A 23275-nucleotide genomic window follows, 5' to 3' on the forward strand; every position below is an offset into this window, starting at 1 on the left:
AGCGGGTCGAGGGGCGGTGTGGAGCCTGCTCGGCACGCTGGTCACCCGTGCGGGCTCGTTCATCCTCGGGCTGATCCTGGCCCGGCTCCTCGCACCCGCGGACTTCGGCACGTACGCCGTCGCGCTCGCGGCCACCCAGTTCGTCATGGTGGTCAAGGACGTCGGCGTCATGTCGGCCGTCGTGCAGTGGCGCGGCCGGCTGGAGGACATCGCGCCCACGGCCACGACGCTCACGATGATCTCCGCGCTCGGCCTGTACGGGATCTTCTGGGTCGGGGCGCCGTACTTCTCGGCGCTGGCCGGCAGCGCGGAGGCCACCTCCGTGGTGCGCATCCTCACCGCGGTCATCCTGGTCGAGGCGGTCACGGCGGTGCGCAGCGCGGCCCTGCTGCGCTGGTTCCGCACGGGCAAGAACGCCAAGGCGGTGCTCGCGGGCTTCCTGGTCAACGCGCCGGTGGCCATCGTGCTCGCGGTCAACGGCGCCGGCGCCTACAGCTTCGCCTGGGGGCAGCTCGCCGGGGCCGTGGTCACCGGCGTCTTCATGCTGATCTACGCCCGGCTGCCCTACCGGTTCGGCTTCGACCGGCAGATCGCGGGCCGGCTGCTGAGGTTCGGGATCCCCTCGGCGGCCGGGATCGCCCTGGAGGTCCTGCTGCTCAACGTGGGCTACATCATCGTCGGCAACATCATGGGCGATGCGTGGCTGGGCTTCTACCTGATGGCGTTCAACGTGTCGAGCTGGGTGCCGGGCATCATCGGCAGCGCCATCCGCATGGTGTCGATCGCCGGCTTCTCCCGGCTGGCCGAGCGCGACGAGGAGTCGTTGTCGATCGGCGTCCAGCGCAGCGTGCCGCTGCTCGTCGCCATGGTGCTGCCGCTGGCGGTGTTCATGGCGGTGCTGGCGCACTCGATGATCATCTTCATCTACGGTCCGGAGTGGGAGCAGTCCGCCGGGGTGCTGCGCTTCCTGGCGGTCCTGATGGTGGTGCGCATGCTCACCGCCTTCGCGCTCGACATCCTGAACGGCCAAGGCGCCACCCGCTCGACCGTCTGGATGAACCTCGGCCACGCCGCGGCGATGATCCCGGCGGTCATCGCCGGCACGCACCTCGACGGCATCCGCGGCGCCGCGATCGGCCAGGCCGCCGCCGCCGTGCTGGTCGCGCTGCCGCTCGCGATGATCGCCGTGCAGCGGGCCGGGGTCCGGCTCGGGCCGGTGCTGCCGGGTCTCGTACGGCCGGCGGTCGGGGCGGTGGTCTGCGCCGCCGTCATGCTCGGCCTGGCGAGCCTGACCCACGGCAGCCCGTTCGTCCAGCTCGCCCTGGCCGGCGGCGGCGGGCTGCTGGCGTACGTGCTGGTCGTGGTGACCCGCGACCAGTTCCACCTAGTGAGCGCCCGTCTGGTGCGGCTGCTGCCCGCCCGCGCGCGCTGACCCCGAGGAGAGACGATGCTGGTGTCCATCGGAATCCCGGTCCGCAACGGCGCGGACCGGCTGGAGACGGCCGTGCGCTCCGCGCTCGCCCAGGATCACGCCGAGCTGGAGGTCGTGATCTCGGACAACGCCTCCACCGACGGCACGCAGGAGCTCTGCCGCGAGCTGGCCCGCCAGGACGGCCGCATCGCCTACCACCGCCAGCCCCACGACCTGCACGTCGTCGGGAACTTCGTGGAGGTGCTGCGCCGCGCGCGCGGCGAGTTCTTCCGCTGGATGGGCGACGACGACCTGCTCGAACCCGACTACGTCTCGCGCACGCTGGAGCCGTTCCTGGCCGACGAGCGGCTCATCCTGGTCACCTCCGACGTCCGGTACACCGGCGCGGACGGGACCGTCCACGAGCCGCGCTACCGCGGCACCCGGATGCTCTCCGACGACCCGGTCGACCGCCTCGACGAGCTGTGGGACGTGGTCACCACCCAGCACCACGGCCTCGACCCCCTCTACGGGCTGATGCGGCGCGAGCGGGTGGCCGCCGTGCCCAGACCGCTGATGATCCGCGAGGACGAGGTCTACGCCACCATGCTCGCGCTGACCGCGCCCTGGGGGCACGTCCCGCGGGTGCTGGCCCATCGCAACCTGCGCGAACGCCGCCTGTCCGGGATCGCCGCGGCGCTCGGCGTGCCGGCCTGGACCGCTCATTTCGCCACCACGCTGCAGTTCCGGGCCATGCACCGGGCCCTCGGCGGCACGGAACTGTCGGCGGAGCAACGCGCCCGCGCGCGGGCCGTGCTGCTGCGCACGTACTGGCGGCGCCAGCAGCAGATGCTGACGCACCGCAGCCGCAAGATCGCCGGGTTGGCCGCCCGACTCGTCTCCTCGAAAGGGTGAAACCCTCGTGCTGATTCGCATCGTGCGGCTGCTCATGCAGCCGGGCCGCATCCTGCTGGCCGTCATGCGGCGCCTGCCGTTCGGCTCCCACGAGCTGCGCTGCGCGCTCGACCTCTATCCGCGCCCGCACTACGCGTACGGCGTCCAGCAGGCGGCCGAGCTGGCCAGGCGGCTCGGCGTCGGCCGGATCAGCGTGGTCGAGTTCGGCGTCGCCGGCGGCGCGGGCATGGTCGAGCTCAACCGCATGGCGGCGCTGGCGACGGCCGCGACCGGCGTCAAGATCGACGTGTACGGCTTCGACACCGGCGCCGGCCTGCCCAAGCCCACCGACTACCGCGACCTGCCCTACATCTGGCGCGAGGGCGACTTCGTCATGGACGTCGAGGCCCTGCGCGCCCGCCTGGGAGCGGCGCAGCTGATCCTGGGCAACATCGAGGACACCGTCGGGGAGTTCCTGGACGGCGAGCGCCCCGCGCCCATCGGCTTCGTCTCCATCGACGTGGACTTCTACTCCTCGACGGCGGCGGCGCTGCGGCTGTTCGCCGGCGACCACCGCTACTTCCTGCCCCGCGTGTTCGTCTACCTGGACGACACCGTCGGCGACGACGACCAGGTCATCCACAACGACTACGTCGGCGAGCTGAGCGCGATCCGGGAGTTCAACGAGGACAACAAGGCGATGAAGCTGGCCCCGATCCACGGCCTGCGGCACAAGCGCCCGGTCCCCGCCCCCTGGAACGACAACATCCAGGCGCTGCACCGGTTCGACCACCCCGACTACTCGACCTATGTCGCCCGTCCGGACACCGAGACACAATTGCCGCTGTAAGTCCCTGTAACGAAGAAGCGGGCACCGGCGAGAGAAAGGAAAAGAACGACGCGAGGGGGTAAATCTCGCTATGTCCGTTATATTAACCAATAGCCGAATTCGGGATGATGTTCGGCGCCAAATGATCTTCAAAGGGGACGTGTTCCTCTACTCCGCCACCCCCGCCTCGACCAAGCTGATCGAGTTCGCCCGCGAGCTGATCGAGGAGGCGTTCGGAGCACGCGACCCGCAGACCGCCCAGTACGAGATGCCGGTGGAGGACTTCGCCGCGCTGCTCGCCGAGCTCAAGCCCCGCTTCATCCATCATCCCACCAGCAAGAAGCTGATCGGCGCCCTGCTGGCGGAGCTCGGCATGGCGCTGGACCAGACCTACTTCGACGTGCCGCGGCTGCGCACCTCGACCGCCGACCACTACCTCGACTCGGGCATCTCCTACGCCTACCACGCGCACAGGGACTGCTGGTACTCCGCGCCGTTCTGCCAGGTCAACTGGTGGATGCCCATCTACGAGGTGGTCCCGGAGAACGTCTTCGCCCTGCACCCGCAGTACTTCGACCGTCCCGTGCGCAACGGCAGCGGGCGCTACGACTACGCGGAATGGACCGCGGTGAGCCGGCCCACCGCCGCGCAGCACGTCCACAGCGACACCAGGGAGCAGCCCAAGCCGGAGGAGGCGCTCGACCTCGACCCCGAGCTGCGGCTCGTCCCCGAGCCGGGCGGCATGATGCTGTTCTCCGGCGCGCACCTGCACTCCACCGTCGCCAACACCTCCGGCAGGACCCGCTTCAGCATCGACTTCCGCACCGTCCACATCGACGACGTCCGCTCGCGCGCCGCCGCCCCCAACGTGGACGCCGCCTGCCGCGGCACCACCCTGCGCGACTTCCACCGGGCCGACGACCTGTCGCGCATCCCCGAGGAACTCGCGGCGGCCTACGAGGCCGAGGCGCTGGCGAAGATCACCTGATCCGGGTCACCTGAACCGCGCCCGCGCGGCCTCGCGCAGGCTCCGCCAGCCTCTGTGCCGCTGGAAGGGCAGCTCGAAGACGGACGCGAACAACCACGCCACTCCCACGCTCGCAGGCACGGCCAGGGCGAGCGTGAGGAGGAAGGCGGGCATCCCCGGCGGCACGCGCGGGGCGACGACCAGCCGGTTGACCATGACGACCAGCGGCGCGTGGATCAGGTAGAGGCTGTAGGAGAACGAGCCGAGCCGCCGTACCGGACGGGTGTCCAGCAGCCGGACGAGCCAGGACGGCCGGCCCGTCGCCACGCCGGCCAGCAGCAGGCCGGCGGCGGGCCCGACCGCGAGGTCCACCCAGAAGAAGTGCCCGACCACCCACTCGGGACCGGCCACCACGACCAGCGCGAGCACCGGCAGCGCGGCCGCCGCGGCCAGCCAGTGCCAGGGCGGCCCCCCGGAACGTTCCGAGGCCCGCACCACCCCGGCGCACACCGCGCCCACGGCGAACAGCGCGGCGAACTGCGGGGTCAGCCGCATCAGCAGCTCCACGGCCGGCACGTACGGCGCCAGCGCCCCCACGGCCACCACGACCAGCGTCACCGCGCCCAGCATCACCGCCGCGCCCCACCGGCGCAGCACCAGGATCATCAGCGGGAACACCAGGTAGAGCTGCGCCTCGACGGCGATCGACCACATGGCGCCGTTGGGGCTGGGGGAGCCGAAGACGTCCTGGAGCAGCAGGCCGTAGATGAGCACCGACTGCCCGGTGGGGACCTGCTGCCCCGGCTGCGGGATGACAGTCCACGCGATCACCAGGCTGAACGCCAGCGCCGCCCAGTACGGCGGCAGGATGCGCCAGGCCCGCCGGTTGAAGAACGTCGGGATGCCGCCGAGCCGCCAGCCGGACCGGGCGGGCGAGACCGCGAGCGAGAACCCGGACAGCACGATGAACACCACGACCGCGAAGTGCCCGTAGAGCAGCCACCCCGTCCACCAGGGCGCGTCGTTGACCGGGAACCCGGGGAACGACAGCAGCCAGCAGTGGTGCAGGACCACGAACAGCGCGGCCAGCCCCCGTAACCCGTCGAGCCCGGCGAGCCTGCTCCGCGTCGCCGGACGCTCAGTTGTCAGCCCCACCGAAAGCCCCCGTCGCCGTAGTCGTAGGTCTATCGCGGCGATCACGTCCGATGTAACCGATCTGGGGGGATGTAACGTCTGCCAGTGATTGGGCGATGGTCCGCTATAGGGCAAGTTCGCTGATGCGGGGGAACGTACCAAAATGGAGTTCTGGAAGGCGATCCTTGGTCTTCTCCGACGAATTCTGATAGGCCCGCCGCTGATCCTCCTGTCGATCCTGGTGGGCGGTGTCGTGTACCTCGTCCTCCCGGCCCACTACACGACCGACGTCTCCCTCGTCCTCGCCACCCCGGTGAACGGCGGTACGGTCAACAGCGACAAGACCAAGCAAGGGCTGACCAACCCCTTCCTGTCCTTCAACGACGCGCTCAAGACCGGGGCCAGCATCGTCATCCTCGCGATGAACACCCAGGACGTCTGGACCGAGCTCGGCGCCCCCAAGGACGGCCCGACCGAGATCACCATCGATGACGGGCGCACCAACCCCAACGTCCTGGACATCAACGGGCCCTACATCTACATCAGGGTGGACAGCGAGTCCCCCCGGCAGGCCACGACCGTGCTCATGGCGGCCCGCGAGCGCGTGGCGACCGAGCTGTACAAATGGCAGAAGACGCTCGGCGCGCCGCCGAACACCTTCATCACCTCCACCGACATCGTGCCGCCGTCCAAGCCCGAGGCCGACCACAGCGTGAACTGGCAGGGGGCGATCGGCGGCGCGCTGCTCACCCTGTTCCTGGGCCTCGGCATCGCCTACGGCGTGGTGGTCCGGCGCGAGCCCCGGCAGCGCCGGCAGCCCGAACCCGCCGCCCCGCCCGCGCCCCCGATCGCCGCCCCCGTTCCGGTTCCCGTCCCGGTTGCGGCGCCCGAGCCGGTCGAGGCCCAGGCGGGCGAGCCCGCCGAGCTCCCGGTCCTCGACGAGGACAGCTCGGCCACCATGGAGTTCCCCGCCTACCGGGCCGGCCCGCTGTCGCCCGTCCCGGGGCCGAGGAAGGCGAACCAGGACGACGGCGAGGAGTGAGGGCCCGCCATGGACTTCTGGGCGACGGCGAAGATCCTGTTCAAGCGCTGGTACGTGACGGTCCCCGCGTTCCTGCTCACGGTCGTCACGGCCCTCGGCGTCTTCGCCGTCGCGCCCAAGACCTTCATCTCCACCTCGGCGCTCGTGCTGACCCTGCCGGTGACCGGCGGCAGCGTGCCGAGCGACCCCAAGTTCCCCAACCCGCGCACCAACCCCCTGGTCTCCTTCGACCAGGGGCTCAGCATGACCTCCTCGATCCTCATCCAGGCGCTCAACACGCCCCGGACGGCCGCCGAGCTCGGCGCGCCCATCGGCGGCGACGTCACCCTCAAGATCACCAGCGGCGGCACCAACCCCGAGCTGATGCCCGCGACGCCGTTCATCGTGATCATCTGTGAGGCGCCGACCGCCGAGCTGGCCCACGGCATCGTCGTGAAGGTCACCGCCCTGGCCCAGAAGGAGCTCCGGGCCCGCCAGCAGCAGGTCAAGGCGCCGCCCAGCACGTACGTGACCGCCACCGTCGTGGTGCCGCCGACCGCGCCCGACGAGAAGAAGGGCAGCCGCATGCGCAGCGCCGTCATCACCGGCGCGCTGGCGTTCTTCATGAGCCTGTTCGCCGCCTTCGCCGTCGAGAGCCTCGCCCGGCACCGCCGGGCGCGCCGCCGGTCCGGGAGCGGTCCCGTGCGGTTCGAGCCCGCGCTCGCCAACGGCGCCAGGACGCCGGCGGGACACGAAGGATGACCGCGACCGTCCTGCCGCGGCGCGCCGACGGCGCCACCCTGGCCTGCCTGTTCGTGCTGTTCCTGCTGATCCTGCCGGCCCGCCTGGCGGTCGCCGGGCTGCCGCTCTCGCTCACCCCCGCCGAGATCATGGCCCTGTTCATGGGCGTGGTGTGGGTGTGCGCCCAGATGGTCGGCACGACCGGCGTCGCCAAGGGCGGCAACCCCGTCCGCACCTCGATCTTCGTCTACGGCATGCTCCTGCTGGCCGTCTACGGCTACACGACCTACCGCTACCTGCCCTCCGACGAGCTCAACCTCGCCGACCACACGCTGGTGCTCTACCTGGGGTACGCGAGCCTGCTGCTGGTCATGTGCGACGGGATCGGCAGCCGCGAGCGCCTCGACTTCGTGCTCAAGGCGGTCGTCATCGGCGGCACGTTCGCCGCGATCGTCGCGTTGCTGCAGTTCCGGCTGGACTTCGACCTGACCGAGTACATGCGCGTCCCCGGCCTGCGCCACTCCTCGGTCGAGGAGGTGCCGACCGTGATCTCCCGGTCCGACCTGCGCAGGGTCGCCGGCACGCTCGGCCACCCGATCGAGTTCGGCGCGCTGTCGGCGATGCTGCTGCCGCTGGCCGCCCACCTCGGCTTCCAGGCGCGCAGCCGGGGCCAGGCCGCGGGCCGCTGGTGGGTCTGCGCGGCCGTCATCGCGGCCGGCCTGATGTTCTCGGTCTCCAGGACGGCCGTGCTCGGCCTGGCCGGGGCCGGGCTGATCCTGCTGCTCGGCTGGTCCAACCGGCGGCGGATCGTCACCATCGGCGCGTTCGTGGTGTTCCTGGGCTTCATGAAGGTCCTGGCGCCGGGCCTGATCGGCACGTTCTACAACCTGTTCGCCGGCGCGGGCGAGGACAGCAGCGTCATCTACCGCACCCACGACTACCCCTTCGCGATGCGGGAGTTCGCCAAGAGCCCGGTCTTCGGCCGCGGCCTGGGCACCTGGTACCCCTTCAAGCACCAGGTGTTCGACAACCAGTACCTGCTGTCCCTGGTGGAGACCGGGGTGGTCGGCGTGCTCGGGTTCGTCGGCGTGATCGTGTGCGGGATCGTCGTCGCCCTGCGGGTGCGCCGGATGAGCACCGACCCGAACGTGCGCAACCTCGGCCTGACCATCGCCGCCTGCCTGGTGATCCCGCTGCTCGGCGCGGCCACCTTCGACCTGCTGTCCTTCCCCGGCATCACCAGCGTGCTGTTCCTGCTCGTCGGCGCGGCCGGGGCGCTGATGCGGTTCGAACGCCGCGATCAGGCGGCCAGGACGGCCCTGAGCTCCTTCCACGAGCCCGCCGACCTGTCGCGCTCGCTGATCGCGGTCACCGGCAACGGCCACGGCAGCGCGAGGTCGGGGTCGTCGTAGCGGACCGCCAGGTCCTCGGCCGGGTCGTGCTCCCTGTCGATGCGGTAGCAGACGTCGGCCTGCTCGGTCAGCGCCTGGTAGCCGTGCAGGACGCCCGGCGGCACGTACAGGTTGGCGAAGGTCACGTCGTCGAGCCGGACGGCGACGTGCGAGCCGAACGTCGGCGACCCCGGCCGCGCGTCCACCAGGACGTCCAGCACCGCGCCCCGGGCGGCGCGCACCAGCTTGGCCTCGCCGCGCCCCGACCGGCCGTGCATGCCCCTGACCGTGCCGAGCCGCGAGCGCGACTGGCTGTCCTGGACGAACGCCGTGTGGTCCAGCCCGTGCTCGGCCGCGATCACGGCGTCGAAGGTCCTGGTGAACAGGCCGCGGTCGTCGTGGCTCGGCGTCGGCACGAACAGCAGCGCGCCTTCGAGCCCCAGTCGCTCGACTCTCATCGTGTTCCTCTCCTGTGGAAGGGCCGGCGTCCCGCGGACGGGCCCGCGGCTGCGGTGGAAGGGCCCGCGGCTCAGCCCGGCAGGGCCCGCAACCGGCGGGACGGCCTGAGCAGCGCCACGACCGAGGCCCTGGCCGTACGCCGCCCGGCCGCCGCCCGCATCACCTCGCCGAGCAGCACCGCCAGGTAGAAGCCCGCGGTCGCGACCCGGCCCCGCCGCCGCCGGAACAGCCGGACGCGGTTGACGGTGAGCAGCGCGGCCAGCATCGGGCTGGTCTTGGCCTCGCCGCCGATGTGCTCGACCACCGCGGCCGGCTCGTACCAGAGGGTCCAGCCGGCGTCCGCGGCGCGCAGGGCGTACTCGGTCTCCTCGCTGTAGAGCAGGAAGGACTCGTCCCAGGGGCCGAGCCGGGCCAGCGCCGTGGCCGAGACGAGCATGGCGGCGCCGGTGGCCCAGTCGGCCGGCCCGGGACGCTCGTAGCGGGCCGGATCGACGACCATCTCGCCCAGCGTGCCGATCCGGCCCGCCAATCGGCCGCCGACCAGCGACTCGGCCAGCGCGCGGCGTACCGCGGGCGTGCGGCGCAGCGAGTGGTGGAGCACCCCCTCGGTGCTGACCAGCCGGGGGACCGCGATGCCGGTGCCGGGCCGGTCGAGTGCCGCGGCCAGCACGGCCAGCGCGCCGGGGCGCAGGCGGCAGTCCGGGTTCAGGACGAGCACCGCGTCGAGGCCGTCCAGGCCGAGCGAGGCGACCCCGGCGTTGATCGCCGCGGCGTACCCGGCGTTCCGGCCTACCTGGAGGGGCCGTACGGGCAGGCCGGCGGCCTGTTCGGCGATGGCGAGCGAGTCGTCCTTGGAGGCGTTGTCGGCCACGACGACGTCGGTGAGCCGGACCCCCTTCGCGCCCTCGGGCAGGGAGGCCAGGCAACCGCCGAGGACCGGCGCGCTGTTGTAGGTCACGATCACGATCGCGACTCGGGGAGAGCCGGGCGTCACATGTCGCCATCGGCGGCCGGGAATGGATCGTTACAGGTAACAGAAGGCACTGCTGAGGCGATGAGGAGGTAGGGGCCGGGTGTCGTAGGAGACGGAGACACATTCCATGCAGGATCTGCAGGCTTTCACCTTCCACCGGGACGAGCTGTTCCCGCTGGCGGACAAGTACTCCGAGCAGTTCCGTACCGCCTCGCCGTTCCGTCACGTCGTCATCGACGACTTCCTGCCGCCCGAGGTGCTGGAGCCCGTCCTGGACGAGTTCCCCGAGCCGCGCGACGCCACCTGGCAGCGGTTCGACAGCGCGCGCGAGGTGAAGCTGGCGCTGGCCGACACCGAGCGCATGGGGCCGGCCACCCGGCGGCTGCTGGCCGAATTCAACAGCGGCGTGTTCGTCGAGTTCCTGGAGCGGCTGACCGGCATCACGCAGCTGGTCTCCGACCCGCACTTCGAGGGCGGCGGCCTGCACCAGATCCGGCCCGGCGGCTTCCTGAAGGTGCACGCCGACTTCAACCGCAGCCGCCGGCTCAACCTCGACCGCCGGCTCAACGGCCTGCTCTACCTCAACAAGGACTGGCAGGAGAGCTACGGCGGCCACCTGCAGCTGTGGAACAAGGACATGACCGAGTGCGAGGGCAAGATCCTCCCGGTCTTCAACCGGTTCGTGCTGTTCGCCACGACCGACGACGCCAACCACGGCCACCCCGACCCGCTCACCTGCCCGGACGACCGGGCCCGCCGCTCGATGGCGCTCTACTACTACTCCAACGGCAGACCCGAGGACGAGGTCACCGACGACCACACCACGCTGTTCAAGCAGCGGCCGGGCGAGGCGTGGAAGAGCAACCTGCGCCAGGTCGCCAAGCGCTGGACGCCGCCCGCGCTGGCCGACCTCGTCGGCGGCCGGAGGACCAAGGGCGAGTGAGGCCGTACGTCCGAGGGGGCTGGTGCCTCGTCGCGGTCCTGGTCGTGCTGCTGGGCGGCTGCACCGGGTCCCCGGGCGGGCCCGAGGTCACCCGGTCGCCCGCTGTGGGCACGTCCAGGCCGGGCACGCCGTCGCCGTCGAAGCCGGCCGAGCAGGGCTGGCCGGGCGCGCACAACACCGGCGTCCCCGAGGGGGTGACGCTGCGCAAGTCGGGATCGATCCGGGTGACCAGGAACGGCACGGTGATCGACGGCGTCGAGGTGACCGGCTACATCACGGTCGAGGCCGACGACGTGGTCATCCGCAACACGCGGGTGCGCGGCACCAAGGGCTGGTGGGGCATCCTCCAGCGCGAGGGACGCACGGGCCTGACGGTCGAGGACACCGAGATCTTCGGCAACGGCAAGGTGCGCACCCAGTTCGGCATCCTCAACCAGGGCAAGCTGATCACCGTCCGCCGCGTGGACGTCCACACGATCTCCAACGGCATCCTGACCCAGCAGGGCCTGGTCGAGGACTCGTACGTGCACGACCCGAAGTACTACTCCGGCGACCACACCGACATGATCATGTCCACCGGCCCGCCCGCGCCCGGCACCGAGCTGGTCATCCGGCGCAACACGGTGATCAACACCCTCGACCAGACCGGCGCCATCGCCCTCTTCCAGGACTTCGGCGTGGTCAAGGACGTGACGGTCGAGGGCAACCTGCTGGCCGGCGGCGGCTGGTCGCTGTACGCCGGGGCCGGGGTGAAGGGGAAGTCGTCCAACATCAAGGTGATCGACAACGTCTTCAGCCGCCGCGTCTGGCCCAAGGGCGGAGCGGCGGGGCCGGTTTCATATTGGGATAAAGACGGGCCCGGAAATCGGTGGCACGGGAACACCTGGGAAAACGGCGGCACGGTAACGCCGGGATAACGACCCTTTGTCGGATTTGCCGCGATAGATGTGAAACATGAGCTTGTTGGGAATTTGGAGGATAACGAGTTTATTTCGGTAAAAGGCACTACTTCTTCTTTCGGCATGGCTACTCTCTCCCCTTGGGGGACTCGGACTCGGCCACGATCGGAAGGAGTCGCCTGTGTCGCGGCATCGAAGAGGCAAGAGACGCACCGGCTGGTTATCCCTGGCCGGGGTCTCCGTGGTGGCGGTGCTGGCCGGCGGGTACGGCCTCGTCGTCTCCGACGTACTGGAGCCCAGGGCCGTCCTGACGGAGGCGAGCGGGGCGAGCGGCGCGACCTCGCCGCAGGCCGCCGCCGGCCGGCGTGCCCGGCCGCGTCCCACCACCCACAAGCCCCGGCCCGCCAGGACGAGGAGCCAGGAGCCCTGGTGGTGGCCCAGGAGGCCGACGAGGAAGCCGACCGCGCGCCCGACGCGCCGTCCCACCCACCGGCCCACGCACCGCCCGACGCCGACCGGCACCCCCACCGCGACGCCCGGCACCCCCACCGCGACGCCCGGGACGCCCACCGCGACGCCCGGGACGCCCACGACGACGCCCACAGTGACGCCCACGGTGAGCCCTCCCGCCACGCCGACCGTCACGGCCACCCGCACCCCGACCCCCACGGGCCCGCCGCCCAGCGAGTCGCCGACCCCGACGCACACCCCGACACAGACGCCGACCCAGACCCCCACCAAGACCCCCACCTCCACCCCGCCCCCCGGCGGCGGCTGGCCCGGGGCGGGCAACACCGGCGTCCCCGACGGCACCGACCTGGTCAAGAAGACCGGCTCGATCGTCATCAAGGAGGACGGCAAGGTCATCGACGGCTGGGACGTCACCGGTGACATCACCGTCGAGGCCGACAACGTGACCATCCGCAACACCCGCGTCCGCGGCCAGAGCGACTACTGGGGCATCCTCCAGCGCGAGGGCTTCTCCGGCCTGAAGGTCGAGGACAGCGAGATCTTCGGCAACGGCAAGGTGCGCACCCAGTTCGGCATCCTCAACCAGGGCAAGCTGATCACCATCCGCCGCGTGGACATCCACACCATCTCCAACGGCATCCTCACCGACCAGGGCCTGGTCGAGGACTCCTACGTGCACGACCCGAAGTACTACTCCGGCGACCACACCGACATGATCATGTCCACCGGCACCGCCGCACCCGGCACCGAGCTGGTCATCCGGCGCAACACGGTGATCAACACCCTCGACCAGACCGGCGCCATCGCCCTCTTCCAGGACTTCGGCGTCACGAGGAACGTCACCGTCCAGGGCAACTACCTCGCCGGCGGCGGCTGGTCGCTGTACGCGGGCGCCGGGCGGAAGGGCCTGTCGTCCAACATCAAGGTGATCGACAACGTCTTCAGCCGCAAGGTCTGGCCGAAGGGCGGCTACGCCGGCCCGGTGTCGTACTGGGACGCGAACGGGCCGGGCAACGTCTGGAAGGGCAACTCCTGGGAGGGCGGCGGCGCGAGCATCATGGGCACGGACTGACCCCGCCGAGCCCGGACGCTAGCTGCGGACCGCGATGACCGACTTCACCAGCCCGGCCAGCCGCTCGAAGCGCAGCCGCGACTTCGGGAAGTAGTGCCGCATCTCGGTCACGCTCAGCAGTTCGACCTCCATGGCGATCATCCGGGCGGCGTCCCGGTCGGAGGTCGGCGTGTGGACGAGCGGCCAGCGGCGCAGGATCGTCGTCCGCGCGGCGAGCGGCAGGAACTGGAAGCCGGGGAACAGGAAGTGCGGTTCGACCGGGAAGTACCGGTAGGGCGTCTGCACCCAGTGGCGGTCGGCCATCTCGTGCACGGTGTCGGCGAACCGCTGCCGGCGCTGGTGCCCGCCGACGTGCTCGATGACGGCGTTGGAGAAGACCAGGTCGTAGCGGGCGCCGCGGATCGCGGGCGGCAGGTCGCAGGCGTCGGCGACGTCGGCCCGCAGCCAGGACGGCAGGTCGGCGGGCGGCTGTTCGAGGTTGACGATGTGCACGTGCGCGGGCCTGACCGGGGCGCGCATCCAGGCCCCGGCCGTGCCGCCGAGGTCGAGGACGCTCATCCGGTCGAGGTCGGGGAAACGGGCGGCGAACCACTGCCACCTGCGTGCCCGCGCCTTGGCCCCCAGCGAGTCGGGAGCGTCCACGAAACGACTGCGCAGGGCGTTCAGGCGGCTCATAAAGGCGACTCCTCCGGCCGGAATAAGTAGCCCCATGCTCCCAGAATTTCGCCTGCCCGGCTAAGGACGCCTTTCTTCGTGACATTCTTGGGATGCGTACCAATTGACCGTCCGGCGCAACCCTTCGTCCAATTCCGTGGCAGGGCGCCAGCCGAGCCGGTCCGCCGCCGGGACGATGTCGGCGACCTGCGTGATGTCGTGCGGGCGGTCCGGCGCGGTGCCGAACTCGGGCCGGGTGCCCGCGCCCGTGATGCGGTAGAGCCGCTCGACGACCTCGTGGGCGGCGGTCCGTACGCCGGTGCCGACGTCGAGCGTGTGGCCGACCGCCTTGTCGGACTCGCCGGCCAGCACGAACGCGTCGACGACGTCGTCCACGTAGATCCAGTCGGCGAGCTTGGCGCCCTTGGTGAGCCGGGGACGTTCGCCGCGCAGCAGGCTGAGCGTCACGTACGGCACCAGCTTGGTGGTGTCGGGCTGGGCCGGGCCGTAGACCATGCTGGGACGCAGCACGGTGACGGGAAGGTCCCAGAGCCGGTGGTAGAGCCGCGCGTAGCCGGTGGCGGCCCACTTGGACATCGCGTACGCCGACGAGGGCGGCGCATGGTCGTTGCCCGGCCGCGGCTCCTCGATCGAGCCGGTGAACACGGTCCGGACGCCGTGCTCGCGCGCGGCCGACAGCACGTTGACCGCGCCCACGACGTTGCTCTCCAGCGTGGCCCGGACGACCTCGTCGCCGCGCGACCCGGTGACCTCGCCGGCCAGGTGGAACAGCAGGTCGGGGCGTACCGACCGGAACAGCCGCGCGGTGTCGCCGGCGTCGTCGAGCCGGGCCTGGTGCCAGATCTCCCCGTGGCGGGCGCGCTGGGGCCGCCGGCTGACCGTGTGCACCTGCGCGCCGAGCACGCGTAAGCGCGCGGCCAGGTGCGATCCGATGAACCCGGCCGCACCCGTCACCAGCACCACGGCCTCAGGCCAATACGACATCGTGGATTGACCTCCGTGGAAGATGGAGCCGTCGGGCCGACGGCTCCATCTAATACACGAACTAGCCGATGCGCCAGGTGTCTCCACCCATGAGCAGCTCGCTCAGGTCGCCGGGGCCCTTCTGCGCCACGGCCTCCTCCAGCTGGTCGGCCATGAGCACGTCGTAGGCCGGGCGGTCGACCTGGCGGAAGATGCCGATCGGCACGTGCTCGAAGGCCGGCTCGTCGAGCCTGCTGAGGGCGAAGGCCACCGACGGGTCGGGGTTGTGGGCGTCGTGCACGAGGATCTGCTCCTCGCTCACGCCGTCCCTGGCGACGACCTCGATGCCGCCGTTCGCGCCGCGCACGACGGCCTTGGACGCGCTCACGATCGGCTCGCCGTGCTCCAGGCGCAGCGTGATGTCGTCGCGGACCGCCGGGTCCTTGAGCTGCTCGAAGGCGTTGTCGTTGAAGATGTTGCAGTTCTGGTAGATCTCCACCAGCGACGTGCCGCGGTGGGCCGTGGCCTCGCGCAGCACCGACTGCAGGTGCTTGCGGTCGGAGTCGATCGTGCGGGCCACGAACGACGCCTCGGCGCCGATGGCCAGCGAGATCGGGTTGAACGGCTTGTCCAGCGAGCCCATCGGCGTCGACTTGGTGATCTTGCCGACCTCGGAGGTGGGCGAGTACTGGCCCTTGGTCAGACCGTAGATCCTGTTGTTGAACAGCAGGATGTTCAGGTTGACGTTGCGGCGCAGCGCGTGGATCAGGTGGTTGCCGCCGATCGACAGCGCGTCGCCGTCACCGGTGATCACCCACACCGACAGGTCGGGCCGCGAGGCGGCCAGGCCGGTCGCGATCGCGGGCGCGCGGCCGTGGATCGAGTGGAAGCCGTAGGTGTCGAGGTAGTACGGGAAGCGCGAGGAGCAGCCGATGCCGGAGACGAACACGATGTTCTCGCGCCGCAACCCCAGCTCGGGCAGGAAGCTCTGCACCGCGGCCAGGATCGCGTAGTCGCCGCAACCCGGGCACCAGCGCACCTCCTGGTCGGACTTGAAGTCCTTCAGCCCCTGCTTGACGTCGGTCTTGGGAACCAGGCTCAGGCCCTTCCCGTTCACCAGCTCAGTCACTGTCGATCACGTCCTGAATGACTCCGGCCAGCTCCTCGGCCTTGAACGGGAGCCCGCGCACGCGGTTGTAGCTGATCACGTCGACGAGGTAGCGGGCCCGCAGCAGCAGCGCGAGCTGGCCGAGGTTGATCTCGGGCAGCAGCACCTTGTCGTAGCTCTTGAGCACCTCGCCGGTGTTGGCCGGCAGCGGGTTGAGGTGGCGCAGGTGCGCCTGGGCGACCTTGCCGCCGTTGCGCCTGATGCGCCGCACGGCCGCCGCGATCGGCCCGTACGTCGAGCCCCAGCCGATGACCAGGACCTTGGCGTCGCCGTCGGGGTCGTCGACCTCCAGGTCGGGCACGTCGATCCCGGCGATCTTGGCGGCCCGGGTGCGGACCATCAGGTCGTGGTTGTCCGGGTCGTAGGAGATGTTGCCGGTGCCGTCGGCCTTCTCGATGCCGCCGATGCGGTGTTCGAGGCCGGGGGTGCCGGGGATGGCCCAGGGGCGGGCCAGCGTCTCGGTGTCACGCTTGAACGGCAGGAACTCGCCGCCCTCACCGTTGGGCTCGGTCGTAAATTCCTGCGAAATGTCGGGCAAGTCGGAAACTTCGGGCAGGCGCCACGGCTCCGAGCCGTTGGCCAGGTAGCCGTCCGAGAGCAACATGACCGGCGTGCGGTACTTGACCGCGATGCGGGCCGCCTCGACGGCCGCGTCGAAGCAGTCGCTCGGCGAGAGTGGCGCGACGATCGGCACCGGCGACTCGCCGTTGCGGCCGAACATGGCCATCAGCAGGTCGGTCTGCTCGGTCTTGGTCGGCATGCCCGTGCTGGGACCGGCGCGCTGGACGTCAACGATGATCAACGGCAGCTCGGTGGTGACCGCCAGGCCGACCGTCTCCGCCTTCAGCGCCACGCCGGGGCCGGAGGTGGTGGTCACGCCCAGCGCCCCGCCGAACGCGGCCCCCAGCGCCGCGCCGACGCCCGCGATCTCGTCCTCCGCCTGGAAGGTGCGGATGCCGAACCGCTTGTGCTTGGACAACTCGTGCAGGATGTCGCTGGCCGGCGTGATCGGGTACGAGCCCAGGAACAGCGGCAGCTTCGACTGCACGCTGGCCGCGATCAGCCCGTAGGCGAGGGCCTGGTTCCCGGAGATGTTGCGATAGACGCCGGGAGCCAGCCTGGCCGGCTTGACCTCGTAGGAGACCGAGAACGACTCGGTCGTCTCGCCGTAGTTCCAGCCCGCCTGGAAGGCCGCGATGTTCGCCTTGGCGATGTCGGGCTTCTTGGCGAACTTCTGCTGCAGGAACGAGATCGTCTGCTCGGTCGGCCGGTGGTAGAGCCACGACAGCAGGCCGAGGGCGAACATGTTCTTGGCGCGCTCGGCGTCCTTCTTCGAGATCTCGAAGCCTTCGAGCGCCTTGACCGTCAGCGAGGTCAGCGGCACCGCGTGCACGCGCCACTCGCTCAGGGAGTCGTCCTCCAGCGGGTTGGCCGCGTAGCCGACCTTCTGCAGGTTGCGCTTGGAGAACTCGTCGGTGTTGGCGATGATGTCGGCGCCGCGCGGCAGGTCGCCGAGGTTGGCCTTCAGCGCCGCCGGGTTCATGGCCACGAGCACGTTGGGCGCGTCGCCGGGGGTCAGGATGTCGTGGTCGGCGAAGTGGAGCTGGAAGCTCGACACGCCGGGCAGGGTTCCTGCGGGGGCGCGGATCTCGGCGGGGAAGTTGGGCAGCGTCGACAGGTCGTTGCCGAACTCCGCCGTCCCCGCGGTGAAGCGGTCGCCGGTGAGCTGCATGCCGTCGCCGGAGTCGCCGGCGAACCTGATGATCACGCGGTCGAGTTGCTGGACCTGCTTCGTCACAGCTCAGTCCTCCTCGACGCGCCAAGGCGCGGTTGCTTTGGGCGCGTTCTCTGTTTCCATGCTAGATCCTCGGAAGGTCACGCGTTTGCCAGCCGCGAAAGCGGGTAACGCGGTCGGAAGTCAGGGTGAGGCGGGAGAACGACGACACAGCCCTGACGCGAGCCTGCAGAGGTCTACATGCAGGCGTGCGAAGAGGACGGTTCGGGTCACGAGCGCCAATGATACGTCCCCCCAACACGTGTGCTACGTCAGGGGCTGCTTACGCGACTGCTGGTTCCCCGACTCGTACAGGCGTCCGGCGCGCATCGATGCGGAGCCGTACAACTCTGGAACGGTCACGAAGGTGTAACCCTTCCCGCTGAGTTCTTTCAGGATGCCCGGAATCGCGTCGATCGACTCGGGGTTGGTGTCGTGCATCAGGATGATCGCGCCCGGATGGGCCTTGCGCACGACGCGGTCGGTGATCTCCGAGGCCGTCGCGCCCGGCTCGTCCCTGGAGTTCACGTCCCAGCCGACCAGCGACAGGCCCAGGTCGCGGGCGACGTCGCGCACGTCCTTGCTGATCGCGCCGTAGGGCGGGCGGGCCAGCGTGGGCTCCTGCGCGATCGCCGCCCGGACGGCGTCGTCGGTACGCCGGAAGGAGTCGGCGATCTTGCTGGTCGCCTGCTTGGACAGGTCCCGGTGCGACCAGGAGTGGTTGCCGACCAGGTGGCCTTCGGCGCTCATCCGGCGCAGCAGGCCCGGCTGGGCGACGGCGTTCGTCCCGACGGCGAAGAAGGTGGCCCGCGCCTTGCCCGCGGCCAGCAGGTCGAGCAGCCGCCCGGTGCGCGGCCCCGGCCCGTCGTCGAACGTCAGCGCCACGCACTTGGTCCTGGCGCAGTTCACGCTCCCGGCCCGGTTGCTGGACGCCTCGGGGCTCGCCGTCGGCCCCGTCTTCGGCGTCGTCGTCGGCCCGGCCGGAGGGGCGCTGCGGGCGGCCTCCCGCACGCTCTCCTGCGCCCGGCGGCCCAGCTCGGACAGCAGCGGCGCGACCCGTCCGGCCTGGACGGCCACCGCGACCCGGCCGAGCGAGCACGGCCCGACCTGGCAGTCGTCGAACTCGACCACCAGGTCACCGCTGCGGTTGAAGGCCATGGAGTCGAACTGGCCGGGGTCGGCCCGCACGCCGTCCCGCTCGACCTGCGGCCCGCGTCCCTTGAGCTGCTCCTTGACCAGCACCGCGAGCCGGTCCAGCGCCTGCGTCCCGCCCAGCAGCGCCGTGGACCCGCCCGCCTTGCCGGTACGCGGGTCGAACCAGAAGGTACGAGTGGAGTTGCCCCAGCTCGCGCCCAGGAACTCGCCGGTGCGCAGCCGTACCGCGACGGCCTCCGGGGAACGGGCGGCGAGCTGCCAGTCCACGTTCAGCTCCGGACGCGGGTAGTCGCCGTTGACGCTCTTGGCGGCTCGGAAGTCCCGCAGCTGCCGCTCGGCGTCGGCGCGCAGCGCGCGGTTGAGGCCCGGCGCGTCGGCCAGTTCCGGGTAGCTGATGTGCACGTATCTGCTGTGGTCGTCGTCCTCGTTCGTGATGGTCGCGGTGGACAGGCCGACGACTGTCGCGGGGTCGACGAAGTCGATCGCGGTCGGCTCTGCCGGGACCAGCACGTCCCGCTCGGGTGCGGCGGCGGCCAGCCCGCAGCCCCCGGCCGAGAGGGCCAGCAGAGCGATTCCAGCAAAGAATCGCGTTTGATGCATGTCTGTCAGGGTATGTGGGGGATCTTACCTTTTGCCCCGTCTTGGGGTTATGGGGTCTGAGGTTTGACTGGGTTACGATCACGTCATGGAGGGCTACTTCGGGTCCTACGTGCTGGTCGCCGCGCTGCTCGCGATCGGTGTCGCCATCGTCGCCGGGGCCCTCATGGCCAACCGGCTCCTGCGGCCCACCAGGCCGACCCCCGAGAAGCTGACCACGTACGAATGCGGCGTCGACCCCGTCGGCGACGGCTGGGCGCAGTCGCAGGTCCGCTACTACGTCTTCACCTATCTCTACGTCGTCTTCGCCGTCGACGCCGTCTTCCTCTTCCCGTGGGCCACGATCTTCGACGCGCCCGGCTACGGGGTCACGACGCTGGTGGAGATGTTCGTGTTCCTCGGCTTCATCGCCCTCGGCATCCTGTACGCCTGGCGCAAACGCGTCCTGTCCTGGACGTAGATCACCCTTGACGTTCTCGTGCCGCCTCGGCACATTTGTCTGCCGTGTCCAGCACCGGCAAGGGATGGGCGGCGCGCCGGCAGGCGGCCGTGATCCACGGCCTCCACCGTGACGTGATGCGCGCCGCCCGCGAGGGAGACGCCGCTCGGGCGGGCGGATCGGCCGGGGCCGCGCGGGCGGCCGGTTACGCGCTCGCCGCGCTGGTCCATCTGCTCCCGTTCGCCTTCCTCGTCCTCGGCGGCTACCTGGTGACCAGGTTCACCCTGCTCAGCGTGCCGTTCGGGGTGATCGCGCTCGACGTCGCCTGGTTGCTGCGTCCCCGCGTCATGGGCGTCCCGGGCGGAGCCGAGACCCTCACCCGGAAGAACGCCCCGCGCCTGTACGAGCTGATCGACCGGATCGGCGCGGAGGTCGGCGCGCCGCCCACCGACCTCGTCGTGCTCAGCGGCGTCCCGAACGCCGCCTTCGCCACGTACGGCTGGCGCAGGCGCCGCCTGGTGGAGATCGGTTACCCCCTCTGGATGCTGCTGACCCCGGCCGAACGCGTGTCGGTGATCGCCCACGAGATGGCCCACTCGCGCAACGGCGACGCCAGGCACGGGCTTGTCGTGGGCGGCGCGCTGTACTCGCTGGACGAGCTGCGGGAGGTGACCCGGTTCTGCTGGCAGCCGGGCGACGGCCTGTCCCGGCTGGCCGCCGAATGCCTGCTCGCGGTCGTCGGGCTGCCGGTGCGGGGGCTCATCCTCGTCCTGGAGCTGATGGTCCACCGGTCGTCGCAGCGGGCCGAGTACCGCGCCGACGCCATCCAGGCCCGCGTCGGCGGGACCGAGGCGGCGCTCTCCTCGATGGACGCTCTGCGCACGCGGGTCGTGCCCGCCGACCGGTTCCTGGAGACGCAGACCCTCGCGGTGGGCCGGCAGGACCTGTGGGCGGAGCTGCGGGCCCACGTCGCCGGCATCTCTGAGGCGGAGATCGAACGGCTGTGCGCGGAAGCCGGGCTGGACGAACTACGGGTGGACAGGACGCACCCGCCCACGCACCTGCGGAAGGAGCATCTGGCGGCGCTGCCGTACGCGGAGGCGCGGGTGCTGGCGGAGGCCATGGAGGAGATCGAGGAGGAGCTGGCGCGGCCGGCCGAACGCGTGGCGCTCGGCCTCAAGGAAGACGTCCAGTCGGCTCTGTACCGCTGAGCAAGCCGCCGGCCGCCGCGGGCGCGTCCTTTGCCTGACCTGCGATTCGCGCAAGAATGGGCGACATGGCAGCAACGGATCTCCCGATGCCCACCGTCGGACCTGTCTCCAGGCTCGCGCCCAAACCCATGCGGTTCGTGCTCAACTGGGGGCGGCGCTATTCGCTGTGGGTGTTCAACTTCGGGCTGGCCTGCTGCGCCATCGAGTTCATCGCGACCTCCATGAGCAGGCACGACTTCATCCGGTTCGGGGTCATCCCGTTCGCCAACGGCCCCCGTCAGGCCGACCTGATGATCGTCTCCGGCACGGTCACCGACAAGATGGCCCCCGCCGTGAAGCGCCTCTACGAGCAGATGCCCGACCCCAAGTACGTGATCTCCTTCGGCGCCTGCTCCAACACCGGCGGCCCCTACTGGGACTCCTACTGCGTGACCAACGGCGTCGACCAGATCATCCCCGTCGACGTCTACGTGCCCGGCTGCCCGCCCCGTCCCGAGGCGCTGCTCTACGGGATCATGAAGCTCCAGGAGAAGATCGCGGGGGAGAAGCTCAGCGACCGCTACGTCTGGTCCCGCTCCCACGGCTCCGAGGACGAGGCGTGAACGCCGCCGTCGCCGCCCGGTTCGGCGAGCGCGCCGAGATCAGCGAGTCCTACGGCGAGACCACGGTCGACGTCGCCCCCGCCGACTGGATCGAGCTGCTGGCCTTCGCCCGCGACGACCTCGGCCACGCCTTCTTCGACTGGCTGACCGGCGTGGACGAGCCGCCCGACGCCTTCGTCGTCGTCGCCCACGTCTACAACCCGGACGCCCGCGAGCGGCTGCTGCTGCGCACCCGCGTGCCGCGCGCCGACCCGCGCCTGCCCTCCGCCGTCGGCGTCTACCGGGGGGCGAACTGGTACGAGCGCGAGACGTACGAGATGTTCGGGGTGATCTTCGAGGAGCACCCCCACCTGGTGCCGCTGCTCCTGCCCGACGGCTTCGAGGGCCATCCGCTGCGCAAGGACTTCGTGCTGGCCGCCCGCGTGGCCAAGCCGTGGCCGGGCGCCAAGGAGCCGGGCGAGTCGGGGCACGGCGCCCCGAGCCGCCGCAAGACGCTTCCGCCCGGAGTACCGGCCGATTGGGGTCCGCCTGATGCTTGAAGTGGTGCTGAGCTTCGTCGTCATCCTCGTCGTGTTCCTGGTGCTGCCGCTGATCGTCGGCCAGACCGAGCACAAGGTCATGGCCCACATGCAGTCGAGGCTCGGCCCCATGTACGCCGGCGGCTTCCACGGCTGGGCGCAGCTCATCGCCGACGGCGTGAAGTTCATGCAGAAGGAGGACGTCATCCCGGCCGCGGCCGACCGCCGCGTCTTCATGATCGCGCCGGGCGTGGCGCTGGTCCCGTACCTGCTCGTGCTGATCGTCATTCCGCTCGACCGCGGCCTGGTCGCCGTCGACCTCGATCTCGGGCTGTTCTTCGTGCTCGCCGTCATGGGCGTCGGGGTGCTTGGCGCGATCATGGCGGGGTGGGCGTCGGCCAACAAGTATTCGGTGCTCGGCGGCATGCGGGCGGCTGCCCAGCTCATGTCGTACGAGCTGCCGCTGGTGCTGGCGGCCTCGTCCGTGGCGATGGCGGCGGGCACGCTGTCGATGCCCGGCATCGTCGAGGCGTGGCAGTGGTGGTGGCTGCCCTGGCAGGCGATCGGCGGCGTGGTGTTCTTCGTGGCGGGGCTGGCCGAGTTGCGCCGTCCGCCGTTCGACATGCCGATCGCCGAGTCCGAGATCATCATGGGCCCGATGACCGAGTACACCGGCATGCGTTTCGCCCTGTTCATGCTCTCCGAGTACGTCGGGATCGTCGTCCTGTCCTTCCTGACCACCGTGCTCTTCCTGGGCGGCTGGCACGGGCCGTTCCTGCCCGGCTGGATCTGGACCCTGATCAAGGTGTTCGCGCTGGCGTTCGTGGTGATCTGGCTGCGCGTCACCTTTCCGCGGCTGCGTGAGGACCAGCTACAGAAGCTCGCCTGGGCCGGACTGGTGCCGCTGGCGCTCGTGCAGCTAGCGCTCACCGGAGTGGTGAAGGTTCTCATCTGAGCTTCGTCCCGAC

24 protein-coding genes are annotated in these 23275 nt (G+C 70.5%); 15 read left to right on the forward strand and 9 right to left on the reverse strand.

Going from position 1 to position 23275, the window contains the following annotated elements; genetic code table 11:
- Window positions 1–16 precede the first annotated feature (16 nt).
- The 4 genes from ACIBQ8_RS25960 to ACIBQ8_RS25975 all read left to right on the forward strand — a co-directional run bounded on the left by ACIBQ8_RS25960 (window position 17) and on the right by ACIBQ8_RS25975 (window position 4122).
- On the forward strand, window positions 17–1432 hold the full coding sequence (locus tag ACIBQ8_RS25960) for an oligosaccharide flippase family protein (RefSeq protein ID WP_397173006.1): 1416 nt from the start codon (window positions 17–19) through the stop codon (window positions 1430–1432).
- 15 nt (window positions 1433–1447) lie between these two features.
- A complete protein-coding gene (locus ACIBQ8_RS25965; protein ID WP_357994053.1) occupies window positions 1448–2326 on the forward strand; it encodes a glycosyltransferase family 2 protein in 879 nt (292 codons plus the stop codon).
- 7 nt (window positions 2327–2333) lie between these two features.
- Window positions 2334–3155, forward strand: coding sequence for a hypothetical protein (locus ACIBQ8_RS25970; protein WP_397173008.1), 822 nt, complete (start codon window positions 2334–2336; stop codon window positions 3153–3155).
- 121 nt (window positions 3156–3276) lie between these two features.
- Window positions 3277–4122 (forward strand): hypothetical protein, encoded by an 846-nt coding sequence (locus tag ACIBQ8_RS25975; RefSeq protein ID WP_397173009.1) that lies wholly within the window; start codon window positions 3277–3279, stop codon window positions 4120–4122.
- 6 nt (window positions 4123–4128) lie between these two features.
- On the opposite strand, the gene ACIBQ8_RS25980 is transcribed toward ACIBQ8_RS25975, so the two are convergent.
- Window positions 4129–5256, reverse strand: coding sequence for an acyltransferase family protein (locus ACIBQ8_RS25980; RefSeq protein ID WP_397193173.1), 1128 nt, complete (start codon window positions 5254–5256; stop codon window positions 4129–4131).
- Window positions 5257–5398: 142 nt separating this feature from the next.
- Between ACIBQ8_RS25980 and ACIBQ8_RS25985 the strand changes: the two genes are divergently transcribed.
- From ACIBQ8_RS25985 to ACIBQ8_RS25995, 3 genes are read left to right on the forward strand one after another with little or no spacing between them, the layout of a single operon-like run.
- On the forward strand, window positions 5399–6277 hold the full coding sequence (locus ACIBQ8_RS25985) for a hypothetical protein (protein ID WP_397173013.1): 879 nt from the start codon (window positions 5399–5401) through the stop codon (window positions 6275–6277).
- A gap of 9 nt (window positions 6278–6286) precedes the next feature.
- Complete coding sequence (locus ACIBQ8_RS25990) at window positions 6287–7018, forward strand: hypothetical protein (RefSeq protein ID WP_397173015.1); 732 nt, start codon at window positions 6287–6289, stop codon at window positions 7016–7018.
- Window positions 7015–8409, forward strand: coding sequence for an O-antigen ligase family protein (locus ACIBQ8_RS25995; RefSeq protein ID WP_397173017.1), 1395 nt, complete (start codon window positions 7015–7017; stop codon window positions 8407–8409). Before ACIBQ8_RS25990 ends, ACIBQ8_RS25995 begins: the two co-directional genes overlap by 4 nt.
- On the opposite strand, the gene ACIBQ8_RS26000 is transcribed toward ACIBQ8_RS25995, so the two are convergent.
- Together ACIBQ8_RS26000 and ACIBQ8_RS26005 are read right to left on the reverse strand one after the other, a co-directional pair.
- A complete protein-coding gene (locus tag ACIBQ8_RS26000; RefSeq protein ID WP_397173018.1) occupies window positions 8298–8846 on the reverse strand; it encodes a dTDP-4-dehydrorhamnose 3,5-epimerase family protein in 549 nt (182 codons plus the stop codon). The genes ACIBQ8_RS25995 and ACIBQ8_RS26000 overlap by 112 nt on opposite strands.
- A 71-nt stretch (window positions 8847–8917) precedes the next feature.
- Window positions 8918–9841, reverse strand: coding sequence for a glycosyltransferase family 2 protein (locus ACIBQ8_RS26005; RefSeq protein WP_397193174.1), 924 nt, complete (start codon window positions 9839–9841; stop codon window positions 8918–8920).
- A 106-nt stretch (window positions 9842–9947) separates the two neighbouring features.
- Between ACIBQ8_RS26005 and ACIBQ8_RS26010 the strand changes: the two genes are divergently transcribed.
- The 3 genes from ACIBQ8_RS26010 (at window position 9948) to ACIBQ8_RS26020 (ending at window position 13205) form a co-directional block, all read left to right on the forward strand.
- The gene (locus tag ACIBQ8_RS26010; protein WP_397173022.1) at window positions 9948–10763 is read left to right on the forward strand and encodes a 2OG-Fe(II) oxygenase; all 816 of its coding nucleotides are present in this window, start codon (window positions 9948–9950) and stop codon (window positions 10761–10763) included.
- Window positions 10760–11680, forward strand: a complete 921-nt coding sequence (locus ACIBQ8_RS26015) for a hypothetical protein (RefSeq protein ID WP_397193175.1) — start codon at window positions 10760–10762, stop codon at window positions 11678–11680. The genes ACIBQ8_RS26010 and ACIBQ8_RS26015 overlap by 4 nt, the downstream gene beginning before the upstream one ends.
- Window positions 11681–11843: 163 nt before the next feature.
- Complete coding sequence (locus ACIBQ8_RS26020; RefSeq protein ID WP_397193176.1) at window positions 11844–13205, forward strand: hypothetical protein; 1362 nt, start codon at window positions 11844–11846, stop codon at window positions 13203–13205.
- A gap of 18 nt (window positions 13206–13223) precedes the next feature.
- Here the strand turns inward: ACIBQ8_RS26020 and ACIBQ8_RS26025 are convergent, their stop codons facing one another.
- The 6 genes from ACIBQ8_RS26025 to ACIBQ8_RS26050 all read right to left on the reverse strand — a co-directional run bounded on the left by ACIBQ8_RS26025 (window position 13224) and on the right by ACIBQ8_RS26050 (window position 19540).
- On the reverse strand, window positions 13224–13880 hold the full coding sequence (locus ACIBQ8_RS26025) for a hypothetical protein (RefSeq protein ID WP_397173026.1): 657 nt from the start codon (window positions 13878–13880) through the stop codon (window positions 13224–13226).
- A gap of 60 nt (window positions 13881–13940) precedes the next feature.
- Window positions 13941–14864, reverse strand: coding sequence for an NAD-dependent epimerase/dehydratase family protein (locus tag ACIBQ8_RS26030; RefSeq protein WP_397173028.1), 924 nt, complete (start codon window positions 14862–14864; stop codon window positions 13941–13943).
- A 61-nt stretch (window positions 14865–14925) separates the two neighbouring features.
- A complete protein-coding gene (locus tag ACIBQ8_RS26035; protein ID WP_397173030.1) occupies window positions 14926–15972 on the reverse strand; it encodes a 2-oxoacid:ferredoxin oxidoreductase subunit beta in 1047 nt (348 codons plus the stop codon).
- On the reverse strand, window positions 15965–17809 hold the full coding sequence (locus ACIBQ8_RS26040) for a 2-oxoacid:acceptor oxidoreductase subunit alpha (protein WP_397173032.1): 1845 nt from the start codon (window positions 17807–17809) through the stop codon (window positions 15965–15967). The genes ACIBQ8_RS26035 and ACIBQ8_RS26040 overlap by 8 nt, the downstream gene beginning before the upstream one ends.
- Before the next feature lie 120 nt (window positions 17810–17929).
- Complete coding sequence (locus ACIBQ8_RS26045) at window positions 17930–18019, reverse strand: putative leader peptide (protein WP_352322479.1); 90 nt, start codon at window positions 18017–18019, stop codon at window positions 17930–17932.
- A gap of 33 nt (window positions 18020–18052) precedes the next feature.
- A complete protein-coding gene (locus ACIBQ8_RS26050; RefSeq protein ID WP_397193177.1) occupies window positions 18053–19540 on the reverse strand; it encodes a polysaccharide deacetylase family protein in 1488 nt (495 codons plus the stop codon).
- A gap of 85 nt (window positions 19541–19625) precedes the next feature.
- Between ACIBQ8_RS26050 and ndhC the strand changes: the two genes are divergently transcribed.
- From ndhC to nuoH, 5 genes are all read left to right on the forward strand, one after another.
- Window positions 19626–19997, forward strand: coding sequence for an NADH-quinone oxidoreductase subunit A (gene ndhC, locus ACIBQ8_RS26055; protein ID WP_387678251.1), 372 nt, complete (start codon window positions 19626–19628; stop codon window positions 19995–19997).
- 44 nt (window positions 19998–20041) lie between these two features.
- Window positions 20042–21187 carry a M48 family metallopeptidase gene (locus tag ACIBQ8_RS26060; RefSeq protein ID WP_397193178.1) on the forward strand — a complete coding sequence of 382 codons (1146 nt, stop codon included), beginning with the start codon at window positions 20042–20044 and terminating at the stop codon, window positions 21185–21187.
- Between the two features lie 86 nt (window positions 21188–21273).
- Complete coding sequence (locus ACIBQ8_RS26065) at window positions 21274–21789, forward strand: NADH-quinone oxidoreductase subunit B (protein WP_397173038.1); 516 nt, start codon at window positions 21274–21276, stop codon at window positions 21787–21789.
- A complete protein-coding gene (locus tag ACIBQ8_RS26070; RefSeq protein WP_397193179.1) occupies window positions 21786–22328 on the forward strand; it encodes an NADH-quinone oxidoreductase subunit C in 543 nt (180 codons plus the stop codon). Before ACIBQ8_RS26065 ends, ACIBQ8_RS26070 begins: the two co-directional genes overlap by 4 nt.
- Window positions 22321–23262 carry an NADH-quinone oxidoreductase subunit NuoH gene (nuoH, locus tag ACIBQ8_RS26075; protein WP_397173041.1) on the forward strand — a complete coding sequence of 314 codons (942 nt, stop codon included), beginning with the start codon at window positions 22321–22323 and terminating at the stop codon, window positions 23260–23262. Before ACIBQ8_RS26070 ends, nuoH begins: the two co-directional genes overlap by 8 nt.
- Window positions 23263–23275: the final 13 nt, after the last annotated feature.

Source organism: Nonomuraea sp. NPDC049646 (assembly GCF_044465525.1).
Classification (GTDB): domain Bacteria; phylum Actinomycetota; class Actinomycetes; order Streptosporangiales; family Streptosporangiaceae; genus Nonomuraea.

What these genes read in the sequence shown, in the direction of transcription:
- ACIBQ8_RS26010 (WP_397173022.1), top strand. Translation starts at nt 9,948, where the DNA reads ATGCAGGATCTGCAGGCTTTCACCTTCCACCGGGACGAGCTGTTCCCG.
- nuoH (WP_397173041.1), top strand. Translation starts at nt 22,321, where the DNA reads ATGCTTGAAGTGGTGCTGAGCTTCGTCGTCATCCTCGTCGTGTTCCTG.
- ACIBQ8_RS26030 (WP_397173028.1), bottom strand. Translation starts at nt 14,864, where the DNA reads ATGTCGTATTGGCCTGAGGCCGTGGTGCTGGTGACGGGTGCGGCCGGG.
- ACIBQ8_RS26065 (WP_397173038.1), top strand. Translation starts at nt 21,274, where the DNA reads ATGCCCACCGTCGGACCTGTCTCCAGGCTCGCGCCCAAACCCATGCGG.
- ACIBQ8_RS26050 (WP_397193177.1), bottom strand. Translation starts at nt 19,540, where the DNA reads ATGCATCAAACGCGATTCTTTGCTGGAATCGCTCTGCTGGCCCTCTCG.
- ACIBQ8_RS26000 (WP_397173018.1), bottom strand. Translation starts at nt 8,846, where the DNA reads ATGAGAGTCGAGCGACTGGGGCTCGAAGGCGCGCTGCTGTTCGTGCCG.
- ACIBQ8_RS25995 (WP_397173017.1), top strand. Translation starts at nt 7,015, where the DNA reads ATGACCGCGACCGTCCTGCCGCGGCGCGCCGACGGCGCCACCCTGGCC.
- ACIBQ8_RS25965 (WP_357994053.1), top strand. Translation starts at nt 1,448, where the DNA reads ATGCTGGTGTCCATCGGAATCCCGGTCCGCAACGGCGCGGACCGGCTG.
- ACIBQ8_RS25985 (WP_397173013.1), top strand. Translation starts at nt 5,399, where the DNA reads ATGGAGTTCTGGAAGGCGATCCTTGGTCTTCTCCGACGAATTCTGATA.
- ACIBQ8_RS25975 (WP_397173009.1), top strand. Translation starts at nt 3,277, where the DNA reads ATGATCTTCAAAGGGGACGTGTTCCTCTACTCCGCCACCCCCGCCTCG.
- ACIBQ8_RS26025 (WP_397173026.1), bottom strand. Translation starts at nt 13,880, where the DNA reads ATGAGCCGCCTGAACGCCCTGCGCAGTCGTTTCGTGGACGCTCCCGAC.
- ndhC (WP_387678251.1), top strand. Translation starts at nt 19,626, where the DNA reads ATGGAGGGCTACTTCGGGTCCTACGTGCTGGTCGCCGCGCTGCTCGCG.
- ACIBQ8_RS25990 (WP_397173015.1), top strand. Translation starts at nt 6,287, where the DNA reads ATGGACTTCTGGGCGACGGCGAAGATCCTGTTCAAGCGCTGGTACGTG.